This window comes from Agromyces capsici (assembly GCF_058349965.1).
The window spans coordinates 1025649-1040790 of the sequence record NZ_JBYRET010000002.1 but is presented as its reverse complement, the minus strand read 5'-3'; the positions used below and the strand labels follow the sequence as shown (position 1 = coordinate 1040790).

The following is a 15142-nucleotide window of genomic DNA, read 5'->3' as shown; positions in this document are numbered from 1 at the left end:
TCGGTTCGCCGACGCATTTGAGAAGGTGGGCTATGGACACCATCGAGGTGAAGGGCGCCAACGGCGAGCGGCTCCTGTACGACGGCGCCACGGTCGCGAAGTTCCGCCACAACGGCATGGATGAGGCCGCGCGGAACCCGGTCTCGACGTATCGCGAGATCCGGGTCACCCACAAGCCCGCCAAGCGCGGTCGCCCCGGCCACTACGAGGTCCTGCTCGCGATGGCCTCCTTCATGTCGCTCACCGTCGAGGAGACGGAGAAGCCGCAGCTCGACGCCCTCGTCGCGGCGCTCGAACGACCCACGTCGTGAGGCCCGCCGCAGGCTGTCGCCGAGAAGCACCGGACGGGCCGGCCATCGACCGAGGTGGCGTAGCGATGCCGAGCGGCTCGCTAACCGAAGACTGATCGCGAGTCTTTGGTTAGAATGAGGCCATGACCACGCACGCCTCGCGGGAGTCCTGGCCGGCCGTCGGCGCCGAGCCTCGGCCGTGGCGCCGCCCCGACGTCGAGGTGGCCTCACGCCGACAGTTGCGCGCCGCCGTCGGCGAGTACCGCGCCGCGCTCGTGCCGATGATCGCCGAGCGCGAGGTGCGGCTCAGCGCCGAGACGCTCGCGACGGCCGACGACGCGAGCAAGGAGCTCACCCGGTTCGACGCCGAGGCCGGGTCGTTCGCGGCGCCCTTCGCGGCGATCCTGTTGCGCACCGAGAGCGCCTCGAGCTCCGAGGTCGAGCACCTCACCGCGAGTGCGAAGCAGGTGGCGCTCGCCGAGCTCGACCGCTCCGACTCCGCGAACGCGAAGCTCGTCGTGGCGAACGTCCGTGCCATGCAGGCGGCGATCGCGCTGTCCGACCGCCTGGATGACCTGGCGATCATCGCCATGCATGAGGCCCTGCTCGAGACATCCGCACCCCATTTCGTCGGCGGATGGCGCGATCAGCAGGTGTGGATCGGCGGCGGGTCGTTCTCGCCGCATCACGCGACGTTCGTGCCGCCGCACCACGACCGGGTGCCCGAGCTCATGGCCGACCTCGTGCGATTCGCCGACCGCACCGACGTGCCGGCGCTCGCGCACGCGGCGATCGCGCACGCGCAGTTCGAGACGATCCATCCGTTCCCCGACGGCAACGGGCGTACCGGGCGGGCGCTGCTGCACGGGATGCTGCGGGCCGCCGACGTCACCCGGAACGTTGCGGTGCCGGTCTCGGCCGGCCTGCTGGGCGACATCGACGCCTACTTCCTCGCGCTCACCCGGTATCGACAGGGGGAACCCGATGCCATCGTGGACGCGGTCGCCGAGGCGTCCTTCCGCGCGGTGGCGAACGGCCGTGCGCTGGTGCGCGAGCTGCAGGAGATCGCGTCGAGCTGGGATGCGCTCGTCCGCGCGCGGTCCGACGCCTCGGTGCACCGCGTGAAGGCGCACCTGCTGCAGCATCCGCTGGTCACGGCCGCCTCGGTCGCCGATGCCGTCGGCGTGAGCGAGGTCGCGGCGCAGACCTCGATCGACAAGCTCGCCGCGGCGGGCGTGCTCACGCGCGCGGCCGGCGGGGCACGCTACCGCGTGTGGCAGGCGACCGAGGTGCTCGCGGCGCTCGACGCATTCGCCGCGCGGGCGCGCCGCGCCCGGTGGTGACGGTCGAGCGCCAGCGCCTGTGGATAAGGCATGCGGGCCATCCGTCGCCACACCGTACGCTGGCGCAGGGCGCCGCCGCCGACGCGGGCCCGAAGGGAGCTTCTGTGGGAGTTCTTCCCGCGTTCATGGCCGTGGTGCGCTCGGATTCGATGCGCCCGACCCTTGAGTCCGGCGACGTGCTGTTCGTGAGCCGGGTGCATCGCCGATCCCGTCTGCGTCGAGGCGAGATCGTGGTGCGCCGCGCGCCGGATGCGTCGGGGACGCGCCTCGGACGGCTGATCGCCTTGCCCGGTGATCGCGTCCAGATCGACGTCGACGGCGTCGTGACGGTCAACGGCGAGCCGGTCTACGAGCCGTACGCCCGCCGTTCGGGCGGGTTCCGCGGTTCGTTCGCCGTTCCTGGCGACCGGTACTTCCTGCTGGCCGATCGCCGCGAGGGCCTGCACGACGCCCGTGCCTGGCAGGAATCGTTCGTCCCGGTCGGCGACGTCATGGGCGTGGCGCGCGTTCGCCTGCTCCCGTGGCCGATCGCGGCGACGGGCGTGCTGGCGCGCTGACTCAGGAGCCGCCGAGCAGGCGGCACACCTTCTCGAGCTGCTTGTCGCCGCGCCACACGGGTTCCTTCACCAGTTCGTCGGTGTCGAGATCCACGACGAGCGCGCCGACGAAGTCGAACGGGACCTGCCCGGTGATCGTCAGCGTCACCGTGCCGTCGGGTGCGACCTTCACCTGGTCGGCGCCGACGTCCTTGATGACGACCGAGCCGAACTCCGACGACGAGGTGCCCGTCACGTTGATGGTTGCCAGGTCGATCAGGTTGCCGTTGCCGTCCTCGAAGACCCGCTGGATGCGGAAGCCGCTGATCGTCGTGGTGACGTCGACGCCGCATTCGCCCGACAGGAAGTCGTCGTGGAAGGTGGCCTCGATCTCGATCCGATCGATCGTGGGCCCGGCGGCGAGCGCTGGCGTCGCGGTGGTGGTGAACACGGCGGCTGCGGCGATCGCGATCACCGCTCGAGTGATGGTGCGCATTCTGTCCTCCCTCGTGGGGCGAGGAGCGACCGGTCGCGTGTCGAGCGGCGTCGCTCGCCGCCAGTGAACTGCTCGCCGTCGTGCGCCGCAAGGGGTGTGAGCGCCCCAAGACGGGGGTGGCCGCGGACGCGGTCAGCGTGCGCTCTCGGTATCCTGGAGCACCGCTGCGGTCTCGACGAGGTCGCGGAGCGTCTCGGTGAAGCGCGCCGCGGGTGCGCCGTCGACGACGGCGTGGTCGAAGCTCAATGTCAGCGGCAGCATGGGGCGCACGACGACGCGACCGTCGCGGACCACGGCGCGGTCGACGACGCCGCCCACGGTGGCGATCACCGTCAGCGGGGCGAGGGGGATGGCCCAGCCCCAGCTGCGCGTGAACATCCCGATCGACGTCACGCCGACGGCCGGCCCGAAGCTCGCCGCGACGGTCGGACGTCGGCCGGCGATGCGGATGGCGCTGCGCCGGAGAGGTCCCGGCAGCCGCAGCACCAACCGCATCACCCCGTGCGGCTCGTGCGACTCGCCGGGCCCGTACTTCGTCCCGTGCAGCAGCGCGGTGACGTCGGCAGCGGAGCGCCGGTCGGCGTTCCGGATGGTGACGATGTCGAGCACGGTACGTCCCTGCCACTGCCGTTCGACGGTCGCGCCGAGGTCGACCCGGTCGAAGAGGACGATCCGACCACCGGCCCTGCGGGCGTTCACCTCGGGATGTGCGGCGACGACGCGACCGATGGTCGCGATGAAGAACCCGGTCCACGACACGTGCGGCTCCGCGCCGGCCATCCGCGTCGCCGCCTCGGACACGTCGAGTTCGACCAGGCCGTGCACCTGGAATCGCCGGCTCGCTCCGGCCAGACGATCGAGCACCGGACGGCGGTTGCGGGGGATCCGTCGGACCAGATATCCGGGTTCGTCCAAGGCGATCGCCCCCGTCGTGCCATCCGGCGTCAGCGGGTGCCCGCCCAGAGCGCCCGCTCCCAGGCGCGCGGGTCGGGCACCACCTGCGAGGTGACGTCGAAGCGCATCGTGGCACGGCGGTCGAGGTCGTACCGCGGCCAGCCCACGCCGGGATCGCCGTGCGCGGCGAACGCGACCCACGCGCTGTGCACGGCATCGGCGAGCTCCTGCGGCGGGTTCGGGCCGAGCATCGGGCCGAACAACGGGAGGTCGGGGCGGAGCGTGTCGAAAACGAACGGGATCTCGAGGGCGTGCACGGCGCCGAGGCCCGGCGAGGTCCACGCGAACTCGTACATGTAGGTGCGCCCGGGCCGACCGGCATGCGCGTCGGCGAGTCGCAGGGCGGGAATCCGGATCCACCAGTCGGTCTGCACCGAGGCCAGGATGTCGCCGGCAGCGGCCTGCGGGTACCGCGCCCGGTAGGCGGCGAGCGTCACGTCGGCCGTCCGGCGGTACGTCGCGAGCGACTGGTACCCGTAGCGCTCGACGGGACCGGTGAGGATGTCGTCCGTCATCTGCGCGAACACGCCGCTCACGACGATGAAGAGCCGCCAGTCGTCGACGTTGCTGCCGACGATGAGGTCCACGCCCGCCGAGGCGCCCGCCTCGATCCGCTCGATCGGCGCAGCCGGGATCACGTCGCCGTCGATCGCGGGATGCCACGGCATGTTCGTCGCCACCACCGGGAAACCCCAGCGGTCGGGATCGGGATCCGCCATCAGCTCCGCCTTCAGGCGCGCCTGAGCCTCGAGCAACCGCGGCACGCCGACCGCAGCGACGGCGTCGCGCTCGGGCGGTACGCCGAGCAGCTGCGCGAGATACCGCCCCGTCCGCTGCGCGAGCGCGACCGGCATCACGTGGTGCGCCGCGCCGCTCTGCAGGATGGCGCGCCGGAACAGCCCGTCGGCGCGCGGCATCGCCAGCAGCATCCCGATGCTCATCGCCCCGGCTGACTCGCCGAAGACCGTCACGTTGCCGGGGTCGCCGCCGAACGCGGCGATGTTCTCGCGCACCCACTCGAGCGCCGCGACCTGGTCCAGCAGGCCCACGTTCGCGGTGCCGTCGTCGAGCACCAGGAATCCCTCGGCGCCCGGGCGCCAGTTGATCACGACGCAGACGAGGCCGTCGCGCGCGAAGCGGCTGCCGTCGTATGCGGCGGTCGAGCTGATCTCGAACATGCCGCCCTGGATCCACACCATCACCGGCACTCCGCCGGCTCCCGGGTCGGGCGTCCAGAGGTTGAGGTTGAGCACCTCATTGGATGGCGCGGCGCGCCCCAGCGCGGCGAACGCGTCGTCGATCCCGCTCCAGTCCTCGGCCGCGCCCTCGCGCGAGCCGCCCGTCGCCGGCGGGGCGACCTGCGGCGGCTCGGGACCGAGCTGCGTGGCGTCGCGGACGCCGTCCCACGGCTCGACCGGCTCGGGCGGTCTGAATCGGCGCGCGCCGAACGGGGGTGCCGCATACGGCAGCCCGAGGAACACGTGCACGCCGTCGACCACGCTGCCCCGCACCGCGCCGTGGACCGTCGTCACCACCGTGTCCATGCGGCCCACGGTGCCCCCGCGCGGTGCAGCCCGTCAGGGGCGAAGGTCCCGGACCATGACGCGGCCGCTCCGTAGGCTGGATCGTGGCGCGGGGCGTCGGCCCGTGCCGGAGGGGCGATGGAATGCGGATGGTGGTCCGAGTGCTCCTGGCGGCCGCGGCATCCGTCGTGCTCGCCCTTGCGATGCCGCGACCGGCTCGCGCGCACTGCGACACGATGGACGGTCCGACGGTGGCCGACGGCCGCCGCGCGCTCGAGGGCGGCAACGCGAACGTCGCGCTCAAGTGGGTCGACGCGCACCACGAGCGGGAGCTCGAGGCCGCCTTCGACCTGGCCCGGCGCGTCCGCATCCTCGGCGACGACGCCCGCGACCTCGCCGACCGGTACTTCCTGGAGACGCTCGTGCGCCTGCACCGGGCCGGCGAGGGCGAACCGTACTCGGGCATCCGGCCGTCCGGGGTCGAGATCGACGAGAAGGTCGTCGCCGCCGATCGCTGCGTCGCGGAGCGCAGCCTCGCGCCGCTCCAGGCACTCGTCGCCGACGAGGATCTGCCCGAGCTCAGGGAACGGTTCGAGCGCGTCCTCGCGACGATCGACTTCGACGTCGACGACCTCGGCGCCGCCCGTGCCTACATCGCCGCCTACGTCGCCTTCTTCCACCTCGCCGAGGGCGAGGAGCACGGCCACGAGCCGCACGGGATCCACCACGGGCACCACTGAGCGAACGATGCGCGCCGTCCGCGGCTGGGCGGTCGCGCTCGGCGCGGTCGTGGCCGCCGCGGTGCTCGTCACCCGCGTCGCGGCGTTCACGACCCTCGTCCGCTCCGGGTCGATGCGGCCGACCCTCGAGCCCGGCGACCTCCTGTTCACCACGCGCGTGCATCGCACGACCGTGGTGCGCCGCGGCGACGTCGTCGTGTTCGCGTCGCGCGAGCGCGGCGGCATCCTCGTCAAGCGCGTCGTCGGCCTGCCCGGCGAACGCGTCGAGATCGACGGCGGCACGGTGCGGGTGGACGGCGCGGCGCTCGCCGAGCCGTACGCGCGGCCGTCGGGCGCCTTTCGCGGCACGTTCGCGGTGCCCGAGAACGGCTACCTCGTGCTCGGCGATGCCCGCGAGGCCTCCGACGACGCGAGGTCGTGGGCGGACCCGTACGTGCGCCGCCACGACCTGCGGGGGGTCGTGCGCGGCCGGATGCTGCGGCGCCGGTCGCCCGACGGTGCCCTCCGCGCCGTACGGTGATGGCGTGGACATCGTGCTCGCGGCCAGCGCGGTCATCGCCGACCCGGACGGGCGGGTGCTCCTGGTGCGGCGCGGCCGTGACCCGCAACGGGGCCGATGGTCGGTTCCGGGCGGGCGCGTCGAGGCGGGTGAATCGCTGACGCAGGCCGCCGCCCGTGAGGTGCTCGAGGAGACCGGTCTCGTCGTCGCCCTCGGCCCCGAGCTCTGGATCGCCCGGGTGCCGGCGGGGGAGGCGCGCGAGTACGAGGTCCACGGGTTCGCGGCGACCGTCACCGGCGGCGTGCTCGGGCACGGCGACGACGCCGACGAGGCGCGCTGGGTCGCGCCCGACGAGCTGCGAGCGCTGCCGCTCACGACCGGCCTGCTGGAGCGCCTTCGCGTCGCCGGCATCGGCGACGCCGACCTCGGGGCCGACGCCGAGCAGGACCGCTGATGGGCTTCACGCGTGCCGAACTCGAGTCCTTCCGGGGCCGGAGCGTCGACGACCTGATGCCCGAGCAGCCCAAGATCGTGTTCGTCGGCATCAATCCCGGCCTGTGGACCGCAGCGACCGGCACGCACTTCGCGCATCCCGGCAACCGGTTCTACCCCGCGCTCGCGGCGGCCGGCGTGATCCCGCGCGTGCCCGACTTCGCGGCCGGGCTGAGCGAAGCCGACCGGCGGATGTTCCTCGACGCCGGGATCGGCATCTCGAACCTCGTGCACCGGGCGACCGCGCGCGCCGACGAGCTCGACCGGGCCGAACTGCGCGACGGGGCGGCCAGGCTCGCCGACGACGTGGCCCGATGGCGTCCGAGGGTCGTCGCGATCGTCGGGCTGACGGCGTACCGGCAGGGATTCGACCGGCCCAAGGCGCGCGCCGGGCGCCAGGACGAGTCGATCGGCGGCGCGGAGCTCTGGGTCGTGCCGAACCCGAGCGGCCTGAACGCGCACGCGACGGTCGCCGACCTCGCGCGAGCCTATGCCGAGCCGGCGCGCGCCGCGGGCATCGCCGTGGCTCCACCGGGCTCCTCGACGGAGGCCGTCGCACGATAGCGCATAATGGATTGATGGATTCATCAATCCATTGAAGGAGTCGCCGTGTTCACCGACGCCAGCCGCCCGCTCTACGAGGTCAAGGCCAACCTCTTCAAGGGGCTCGCGCACCCGCTCCGCGTGCGCGTGCTCGAGGTGCTCTCCGCCGCACCCGACGACGAGACGCCCGTCGCCGAGCTCCTCGCGGCGACCGGACTCGAAGCGTCGCACCTCTCCCAGCACCTCGCCGTGCTCCGCAACTACGGGCTCGTCACCGCCGAGCGCCGCGGCAACCAGGTCGCCTACCGGCTCGCGTACCCGCAGGTCGCCGACCTCCTGCGCGTCGCGCGCTCCCTCCTCGGCGAGATCCTGCAGACCACCGAACGACAGCTCGTCGCCCAGGCGGGACTGCCCGAGCTCCCGCCCCCACCGCAGGCGACGGATGGCACGGCGCCGGCGCCCGCACCGGCCGGGACGGCGGCCCGCGCATGACCGACACGACCATGCGCCGCGCCGCACGCGGCATCCGCTCGCTGCTGCCGGCCGCGGCCGACTACCGCGACCTGCGCCGCACCTGGAAGGGCGACCTCGTCGCGGGCATCACGGTCGGCATCGTCGCGCTGCCGCTCGCCCTCGCGTTCGGCGTGAGCTCGGGCGCGGGCGCGGCGAGCGGACTCGTCACCGCGATCGTCGCGGGCGTCGTCGCGGCCGTGTTCGGCGGATCGAACGTGCAGGTCTCAGGGCCGACGGGCGCAATGGTGGTCGTGCTCGCGCCGATCATCGCGACGCACGGCCTCGGCGCGCTCGCCGTCGTCGGCGTGCTCGCGGGGATCATGGTGCTGGGCGCCGGCGTGCTGCGGCTCGGCCGCGCGGTCACGTTCATCCCGTGGCCGGTGATCGAGGGCTTCACGCTCGGCATCGCCGTGATCATCTTCCTGCAGCAGGTGCCCGCGGCGGTCGGCGTGCCCGCGACCGAGGGCGCGAACGCGATCGTCGGCGCGGTCGACGCGGCGCTGCGCGCGTCATGGCCGGACGCCGCGTTCTCGCTCGTCGTCGTCGCGGCCGTCGCCGCGATCATGCTCGTCGCGCCGCGCCTCCACCGGCTGGTGCCCGGCTCGATCGTCGGCATCGTCGTGGTGACGGTGATCACGACGCTCGTCGGTCTCCCGGTCGCCACGATCGGCGAGCTCCCGAGCGGACTGCCGGCGCCGGTCGTCCCGGTGATGTCGCCCGACACGCTCGCCTCGCTCCTGCTGCCCGCCGCGACCGTCGCGGCGCTCGCGGCGATCGAGTCGCTGCTCTCGGCGCGGGTCGCGGCGACGATGGCCGACACCGGCCCGTACGACGCCGACCGGGAGCTCGTGGGGCAGGGGCTCGCCTCGATCGCGTCCGCGCTCTTCGGCGGCATGCCCGCGACCGGCGCGATCGCGCGGACGGCGGTCAACGTGCGCTCCGGAGGCCGCTCGCGTCTCGCGGCGATCCTGCACGCGGTGCTGCTGGCGGGCATCGTGGCGGTCGGGGCCGGCGTCGTGGGCTCCATCCCGCTGGCGGCGCTCGCCGGCGTGCTCATGGTCACCGCCACGCGGATGATCTCGATCGCGACCGTGCGGTCGGTGGTCGGCTCGACGCGCGCCGACGCGATGGTCTTCGTCGCGACCGCGATCATCACGGTGAGCGTCGACCTCATCACGGCCGTGCTCGTCGGCATCGCCGTCGCCGCGTTCCTCGCGCTCCGGGCGGTCGCCCGCTCGAGCGGCGTGCATCGCGAGGAGCTGCCCGGACCCGCCGAGCACGGCGACGAGCGCATCGCGCTCTTCCGGCTCGAGGGCGCCCTCTTCTTCGGCGCGGCCGAGCGCATGCTCGAGCGGGTTTCGGCGCTGCGGGACGTCGACGTCGTGATCATCCGGATGTCGCAGCTGCAGCTGCTCGACGCGACGGGCGCGCAGGTGGTCACCGAGCTGATCCACGCGCTCGAGCGGCGCGGCGTCACGGTGCTCGTCAAGGGCATCCAGGGCCGGCACCTCGAGCTCGCCAGACGGGTCGGCGTGATCGACTCGCTCCGCCATCGCAACCACCTCTTCGAGGAGCTGCCCGCCGCGGTCGAGCACGCGCGCAGCCACGTGCGCCGGGCGGCCGCGGCGATGTGAGCCGACGGGACGGATGACGCGGCCGTGCGGCCGCGCCATCCGCTCAGCCCGTGCCGAGCAGGGGGAGCAGCTGCACTCCGATCGCACTCGCGACGAACCGGTTGCGCTCGTCGCTGGTGAGCCGGGCCACCCAGTCGAAGCGGCCGAGGTCCACCACATCCCAGAACGTGCCGTCGGCGCCGTGCACGCCGTAGCCGACGCGAAGCCCGCCGTAGTAGTCGCCCTCCAACGGTCCGCTCCGCACCTCGGCATCCGGGAACTCGGTGCGGATCGCCGCGGTGACCTTGGCGCCGAGTGCGGCGTGGCGGTCACAGGGTGCGGTCCTGCGACGTCGGCGCGAGGACCGACGTGGCGCCGAGGGGCGCGACGGGCGAGAGGAGCAGCGCGTCGTAGCCGGGTGCCGCGGCCAGGGCGAGCGCGGGGCGGCGTCGAGCGGCACCGGCGCGCACCTCGGCGAGCGCTCCACGATGACGTGCCGGCGAGCCTCCACGCGACGGCGTGTCGCGGCGCAAGGCCTGTCGCGTGCCGACGTCGGTGCGGCACGATGGGCGCATGGACTCGACACCGACCGTCTCGGTGGTCATCCCGGTGCGGGACGACGCCGTCCTCCTGCGGCGGTGCCTCGAGGCGATCGCGGTGCAGCGCTCGTCGCCCGACGAGGTCGTCGTGGTCGACAACGGGTCGACGGACGGTTCGGCCGGCGTCGCGCGCGAGTTCGGCGCGCGGGTCGTCGTCGAGCTCGAGCCGGGCATCCCGGCGGCCTCGGCCTGCGGGTTCGACGCCGCCACAGGGGACGTGATCGCGCGGCTCGACGCGGACTGCGTCCCGCCCGCCGACTGGATCGAGCGGATCCGGGCCGCCTTCGCGTCCGATCCGGCGCTCGACGCGATCACCGGCCCGGCGCACTTCGTCGACGGCCCCAAGGTGCTGCGGCGACCGCTCGCGGCGCTCTACCTCGGCAGCTACGTCGCCACGGTGGCGCCCGCGCTCGGGCACGTGCCGCTGTTCGGCTCGAACCTCGCCGTGCGGCGCTCGGCGTGGCTGGCCGTGCGGGATCAGGTCCACCGGCACGACACGCTGATGCACGACGACATCGACCTGTCGGTGCACCTGGGCCCGGAGCATCGGATCCGCTACGACCTCCACCTCGGCATGGGCATCTCGATGCGCGCCCTGCGGGGCGACGGCGGGCTGCGCCTCCGACGCGGCCTGCACTCGATCGTCGCGCACTGGCCCGAGGAGTTCCCGGTGCGTCGGTGGTGGCGGCGGGGTCGAACCGCGTGAGCGGGTCGACGTAGCATTGAGGCACGCCGGCCGGGGCGCTCTGGAGGGAGCAGCGCTGGTCACGTGGCATCCGATCCTCGCCGCCGATGAACCCGAGCCGGGCCGGTGGCGACTGGTCGACTCGATGGGGCGCGAGTACGGGCGTGTGAGCATCGTCCGCGTCGACGGCGAGGTCAGGTACCGCGCCGAATTCGAGGGGCGCCTGCTCGGGTGGGGCACGACGCTCAGGGGCGCGTGCGAGCGGGTCCATCACGCCTTCGTGCGCTCGCACGGCCCCGGTGAATGGCAGGGATATCCCGATTTCTCGCACACCGGCCGGTGACGGACCGCGCCGTCCAAGGTGGGGATTTCCCTCCCATGGAGATGAGGAACCGTCGACTGTGTTGAGGACATTCACAGGAAACGGGCACGACTTGTGGAGAAAGGGTGTGCAGACTGGCGACTTCGCCGCGGCGACCCCCCATCATGCACCGAGACGAGAGCACGGACGGCCTGCACCGACAGCACCCGCAGGCCGGCCCACGAGATCTATGCGCAACTTGACGAGTTCTCCCAGTACCACCGAAACCCCCCGACTCCGCCGCCACGACGGCGACCGGAACCGAGTGCGGCGCATGCGCCGCAACCGCACGGCGATCCTCGCCTCGGGCGCGATCGTCGCCGTCGGCGCGATCGTCGGCTCGGGCTTCGCCCTCCAGTCGGCCGTCGCGGCCGAGAACCTCCGCATCGCGGAGACCACCGCGCTCGCGGAGTCCGCGAACCGCGGCATCGAGCAGCTCGACGCCCACGGAGGCATCCTCGAGGCCAAGGCCGTCAAGGAGGCCGAGGACACGCTCGCGGTCGCCGGCGACACGCTCGCCGCCGCCCAGGGCAAGACCGACGCGGCCGAGCTCGCCTCGACCGTCGCGAGCCTCGAGAACTACACGTACCTCGCTCCCGAGCGCGTGTTCGAGCTCGTCGACGTCGCGACCGCGCACGCCGAGCAGGTCAAGGCCGGCGTCGCCGAGTTCGACCGCGTCGCGGCCGAGAAGGCCGCGGCCGAGAAAGCTGCCGCCGAGAAGGCCGCGGCCGAGAAGGCTGCCGCGGAGGCCGCCTCCGCCGCCGAGTCGTCGAGCACGCCCTCGTACCCCAAGGGCCCGGCGAACCCGAGCGGCGCCCAGGCGATCGCCCGCGACCTCATGGCCTCCATGTACGGGTGGGGCGACGACCAGTTCGGCTGCCTCGTCGACCTCTGGAACAAGGAGTCGGGCTGGAACGTCTACGCCCAGAACCCCTCCAGCGGTGCCTACGGCATCCCGCAGGCCCTGCCCGGCAGCAAGATGGGCACCGCGGGCGCCGACTGGGCGACCAACCCCGCCACGCAGATCAAGTGGGGCCTCGGCTACATCGCCGGCCGGTACGGCAACCCGTGCGGCGCCTGGTCGCACTCGGCATCGGTCGGCTGGTACTGATCCCGCCAATCCCGCACGCCAACCCGCTCACCCGTTGGCCGGCGGCGTCTCGAACGCCGTCAGCCACCGGGTGAGCGCCGTTTCCAGGGCCCTCCGGTCGGTCTCCTCGATGGATCCGAGCAGCCGGTGCTCGTTGGCCATGTGCGCAGTCATCACCTCGTCGATGAGCTCGCGTCCGGCGGGCGTGAGGGCGATCACCCGACCGCGCCCATCGGTGTCGCTCGCGCGACGCGTGACGAGGCCGCGCTGTTCGAGCCGGTCGATCCGCTTGGTCATCGCCCCGCTGGTCACCATGGTCGACGCGGCGAGGTCGCTCGGCGTGCGTTCGTACGGTGCACCGGCGCGGCGGAGAGTGGCCAGCACGTCGAACTCGCCCTCGGCGAGGCCGAACCGCCCGTAGACGGCGACCAGTTCCTCGGTGAGGGCGTTGGCGAGCCGGTGCAGCCGGCCGATCACGCCCTGCGGCGACACGTCGAGGTCGGGTCGTTCGCGGCGCCACTCGGCCATGATCCGGGCGACGTGGTCGGGGGCGGCATCCGGTCGTGACGTCATGGAGTGGATCTTATCTTCCATGGAAGATATAGTGTCTTCCATGGAAACTATTTGGCGATGGGTCCTGGTGACGGCGATCGCCCCGATCGCGTGGGGCAGCACGTACTTCGTCACGCGCGAGTTCCTCCCCGCCGACGCCCCGCTGTGGGGCTCCGTGCTGAGAGCACTGCCCGCCGGACTCGTGCTCCTGGCCGTGCGGCCGAGGCGTCCGCGCGGGGCGTGGTGGTGGCGCGCGTTCGTGCTCGGCGCGCTCAACGTCGGCGTCTTCTTCGCGCTCATCTACCTCGTCGCGCAGCTCCTGCCCACCAGCCTCGCCTCGACGGTGATGGCCACCTCGCCGGCCGTCATGATGGTCCTGGCCTGGCTGCTCGCGGGGGAGCGGCTGCGCGCCGTGCCCATGGCGGGGGCCGCGGTGGGCCTCGCCGGGGTCGTGCTGCTGCTCGCGACCGACGCGTCCGCGGTCGACCCGCTCGGCGTGGCGGCGTCCGTCGCGGCGATGCTCCTTTCCTCGCTGGGCTACGTGCTCGCCAAGCGATGGAAGGACGGCACCGAGGTGCTCGCGGTGACCGCCTGGCAGCTGCTCGCGGGCGGGCTCATGCTCGTCCCCGTCGCGCTCCTCGTCGAGGGGGTGCCGCCCGCCCTCGGCGCGACCGAGGTCCTCGCGTTCGGATACGTGAGCGTGATCGCGACGGCCGTCGCGTTCGCCGCGTGGTTCGGCGGCCTCGCCCACCTGCCCGCCGGCACGGTCGGACTCGTCGGGCTGCTCAATCCCGTGACGGGCGTGCTGCTGGGCACCCTCCTTGCCGGCGAGGCGCTGGGCGGCTGGCAGTTCGGCGGCCTCGCGCTCGTCCTCGCCGGGATCCTGCTCGGTCAGCCCGCGGCGGCGAGGGCGTGGGCGCGCCTGCGCACCGGCGCGGCCCGCGGGCCCCGATCCGACATGGGGACGGAAGTCCCACGCCCGCGCCCGATCGCGGTGCTAGTCTCCGCGGCAGGAGCCGCCGTCGCTGCTCCACGGCCCGAGGATCGGGGGACGCATGGTTCAGGGCTGGTGGCAGCGCGGGAAGTCCGGGTCTGATCGCGGCGGGGCGAAGGTCGAGACCGTCGCCGAGGCGGCCGAGACCGAGGGCCCGCCCCAGCACGCGCTGCCTCGCGCGACGGTCATCCTGCTCGGAATCGCCGCCGCCGTGGTCGTCACGTTCGGACTCTGGGCGACGCGTTCGGTCGTCGGCCCGGTGTTCTTCGCGCTCGTCCTGACGATCTGCGTGCATCCCGCGCGGCGCTGGCTCGAGGGCCGCGGCGTGCCCCGGGGGCTCGCCACCGCGAGCGCGATCGTCGTCGTGTTCGCGCTGCTCGCCGGGTTCTTCGGCATCCTCATCTTCGGCCTCGCCCAGTTCACGTCACTGCTGCCGCAGTACGCGCCGCAGATCCAGGCCGCGGCCCAGAACCTCGGCGCGGCGCTCGAGTCGATCGGATTCGGCCAGGAGCAGGTCGACACGATCCTCACGGGGCTCGAGCCCTCGCGTGCGGTGGAGGTCGCGACGAGCATCCTCGGCGGCCTCACCGGCATCGTGTTCGGCCTCGTCGTGGTGCTCACGCTGCTGATTCTCATGGCCATGGACGCGACCTACGTGCCCGCGATCCTCCGCCAGATGCAACCGCGTCGCCCCGCGCTCGTCGTCGCGATCGTGACGTACGGCCGCAACGTGCGCCGCTACATGGTCGTCACGACCGGGCTCGGCATCGCGCAGGGCATCCTCAACTGGCTCGCCCTGCTCGCCCTGCAGGTCCCCGGCGCGGCACTCTGGGGCCTGCTCTCGTTCATCTGCAGCTTCATCCCGAACATCGGGTACTTCATCGCCATCATCCCGCCCATCGTGTTCGGCTTCCTCTCCGGGGGATGGCCGACCGTCATCGCCGTGATCATCATCTACGGGCTGGTGAACGCCGTGGTCCAGTCGATCATCCAGCCCAAGGTGGTCGGCAAGGCGGTCCAGTTGAGCGAGTCCATCACGTTCGCCTCGGTGCTGTTCTGGGCGCTCGTGCTCGGGCCCATCGGCGCCATCCTCGCGGTGCCGCTGACGCTCCTCGGGCGGACGGTCCTGATCGACGCCGATCCGTCCATCAGGTGGTGGCGCCCCGCCACCGGTGACGTCGGCGAGGCGAAGCTGCTGGCGACCGAGCTCGTCGCTGAGAACCGCGCCCAGTCCAAGGCCCTCCGGGCTGAGAAGTCGGAGCGGAAGCGAGCGAAGTGAGCAAAGTGGGCGCGCCTGTCAAGGCCGCCGCCCGACGGCG

At 72.9% G+C, this 15142-nt stretch carries 20 protein-coding genes; 14 read left to right on the top strand and 6 right to left on the bottom strand.

Going from position 1 to position 15142, the window contains the following annotated elements; all coding sequences use genetic code 11:
• Positions 1–32: 32 nt before the first annotated feature.
• The 3 genes from AC3RKB_RS18625 (at position 33) to lepB (AC3RKB_RS18615) (ending at position 2190) form a co-directional block, all read left to right on the top strand.
• Positions 33–311, top strand: a complete 279-nt coding sequence (locus AC3RKB_RS18625) for a hypothetical protein (RefSeq protein ID WP_491437822.1) — start codon at positions 33–35, stop codon at positions 309–311.
• 122 nt (positions 312–433) lie between these two features.
• Positions 434–1633, top strand: coding sequence for a Fic family protein (locus AC3RKB_RS18620; RefSeq protein WP_491437821.1), 1200 nt, complete (start codon positions 434–436; stop codon positions 1631–1633).
• Positions 1627–2190, top strand: a complete 564-nt coding sequence (gene lepB, locus AC3RKB_RS18615; RefSeq protein ID WP_491437819.1) for a signal peptidase I — start codon at positions 1627–1629, stop codon at positions 2188–2190. The genes AC3RKB_RS18620 and lepB (AC3RKB_RS18615) overlap by 7 nt, the downstream gene beginning before the upstream one ends.
• Position 2191: 1 nt before the next feature.
• On the opposite strand, the gene AC3RKB_RS18610 is transcribed toward lepB (AC3RKB_RS18615), so the two are convergent.
• From AC3RKB_RS18610 to AC3RKB_RS18600, 3 genes are all read right to left on the bottom strand, one after another.
• A complete protein-coding gene (locus AC3RKB_RS18610) occupies positions 2192–2665 on the bottom strand; it encodes a hypothetical protein (RefSeq protein WP_491437818.1) in 474 nt (157 codons plus the stop codon).
• A gap of 132 nt (positions 2666–2797) precedes the next feature.
• Positions 2798–3529 (bottom strand): 2-oxo acid dehydrogenase subunit E2, encoded by a 732-nt coding sequence (locus AC3RKB_RS18605; protein WP_491437816.1) that lies wholly within the window; start codon positions 3527–3529, stop codon positions 2798–2800.
• Positions 3530–3609: 80 nt separating this feature from the next.
• Positions 3610–5163, bottom strand: coding sequence for a carboxylesterase/lipase family protein (locus AC3RKB_RS18600; protein ID WP_491437815.1), 1554 nt, complete (start codon positions 5161–5163; stop codon positions 3610–3612).
• Positions 5164–5291: 128 nt separating this feature from the next.
• Between AC3RKB_RS18600 and AC3RKB_RS18595 the strand changes: the two genes are divergently transcribed.
• The 6 genes from AC3RKB_RS18595 to AC3RKB_RS18570 are packed head-to-tail and all read left to right on the top strand — an operon-like array spanning position 5292 to position 9563.
• Positions 5292–5882 carry a DUF6448 family protein gene (locus tag AC3RKB_RS18595; RefSeq protein ID WP_491437814.1) on the top strand — a complete coding sequence of 197 codons (591 nt, stop codon included), beginning with the start codon at positions 5292–5294 and terminating at the stop codon, positions 5880–5882.
• 7 nt (positions 5883–5889) lie between these two features.
• Positions 5890–6402 (top strand): signal peptidase I, encoded by a 513-nt coding sequence (gene lepB / locus AC3RKB_RS18590; protein ID WP_491437813.1) that lies wholly within the window; start codon positions 5890–5892, stop codon positions 6400–6402.
• A 4-nt stretch (positions 6403–6406) separates the two neighbouring features.
• Entirely contained in the window at positions 6407–6835 is a 429-nt protein-coding gene (locus AC3RKB_RS18585) for an NUDIX hydrolase (protein ID WP_491437812.1), read from the top strand.
• Entirely contained in the window at positions 6835–7437 is a 603-nt protein-coding gene (locus AC3RKB_RS18580) for a mismatch-specific DNA-glycosylase (RefSeq protein WP_491437811.1), read from the top strand. Before AC3RKB_RS18585 ends, AC3RKB_RS18580 begins: the two co-directional genes overlap by 1 nt.
• 45 nt (positions 7438–7482) lie before the next feature.
• Positions 7483–7908, top strand: a complete 426-nt coding sequence (locus tag AC3RKB_RS18575) for an ArsR/SmtB family transcription factor (protein ID WP_491437809.1) — start codon at positions 7483–7485, stop codon at positions 7906–7908.
• Entirely contained in the window at positions 7905–9563 is a 1659-nt protein-coding gene (locus AC3RKB_RS18570) for a SulP family inorganic anion transporter (protein ID WP_491437808.1), read from the top strand. The genes AC3RKB_RS18575 and AC3RKB_RS18570 overlap by 4 nt, the downstream gene beginning before the upstream one ends.
• 43 nt (positions 9564–9606) lie before the next feature.
• On the opposite strand, the gene AC3RKB_RS18565 is transcribed toward AC3RKB_RS18570, so the two are convergent.
• A complete protein-coding gene (locus AC3RKB_RS18565; RefSeq protein ID WP_491437806.1) occupies positions 9607–9807 on the bottom strand; it encodes a hypothetical protein in 201 nt (66 codons plus the stop codon).
• 64 nt (positions 9808–9871) lie between these two features.
• Positions 9872–10117 carry a hypothetical protein gene (locus AC3RKB_RS18560; RefSeq protein ID WP_491437805.1) on the bottom strand — a complete coding sequence of 82 codons (246 nt, stop codon included), beginning with the start codon at positions 10115–10117 and terminating at the stop codon, positions 9872–9874.
• Between AC3RKB_RS18560 and AC3RKB_RS18555 the strand changes: the two genes are divergently transcribed.
• The 3 genes from AC3RKB_RS18555 (at position 10116) to AC3RKB_RS18545 (ending at position 12298) form a co-directional block, all read left to right on the top strand.
• A complete protein-coding gene (locus AC3RKB_RS18555; protein ID WP_491437803.1) occupies positions 10116–10847 on the top strand; it encodes a glycosyltransferase family 2 protein in 732 nt (243 codons plus the stop codon). The genes AC3RKB_RS18560 and AC3RKB_RS18555 overlap by 2 nt on opposite strands.
• A 16-nt stretch (positions 10848–10863) precedes the next feature.
• On the top strand, positions 10864–11169 hold the full coding sequence (locus tag AC3RKB_RS18550; RefSeq protein WP_491437802.1) for a hypothetical protein: 306 nt from the start codon (positions 10864–10866) through the stop codon (positions 11167–11169).
• Positions 11170–11461: 292 nt separating this feature from the next.
• Positions 11462–12298 carry an aggregation-promoting factor C-terminal-like domain-containing protein gene (locus AC3RKB_RS18545; RefSeq protein ID WP_491437801.1) on the top strand — a complete coding sequence of 279 codons (837 nt, stop codon included), beginning with the start codon at positions 11462–11464 and terminating at the stop codon, positions 12296–12298.
• 27 nt (positions 12299–12325) lie between these two features.
• On the opposite strand, the gene AC3RKB_RS18540 is transcribed toward AC3RKB_RS18545, so the two are convergent.
• Complete coding sequence (locus tag AC3RKB_RS18540; protein WP_491437800.1) at positions 12326–12850, bottom strand: MarR family winged helix-turn-helix transcriptional regulator; 525 nt, start codon at positions 12848–12850, stop codon at positions 12326–12328.
• A 40-nt stretch (positions 12851–12890) separates the two neighbouring features.
• Between AC3RKB_RS18540 and AC3RKB_RS18535 the strand changes: the two genes are divergently transcribed.
• Together AC3RKB_RS18535 and AC3RKB_RS18530 are read left to right on the top strand one after the other, a co-directional pair.
• The gene (locus tag AC3RKB_RS18535) at positions 12891–13925 is read left to right on the top strand and encodes a DMT family transporter (protein ID WP_491437799.1); all 1035 of its coding nucleotides are present in this window, start codon (positions 12891–12893) and stop codon (positions 13923–13925) included.
• Positions 13885–15102 carry an AI-2E family transporter gene (locus tag AC3RKB_RS18530; RefSeq protein WP_491437798.1) on the top strand — a complete coding sequence of 406 codons (1218 nt, stop codon included), beginning with the start codon at positions 13885–13887 and terminating at the stop codon, positions 15100–15102. Before AC3RKB_RS18535 ends, AC3RKB_RS18530 begins: the two co-directional genes overlap by 41 nt.
• Positions 15103–15142: the final 40 nt, after the last annotated feature.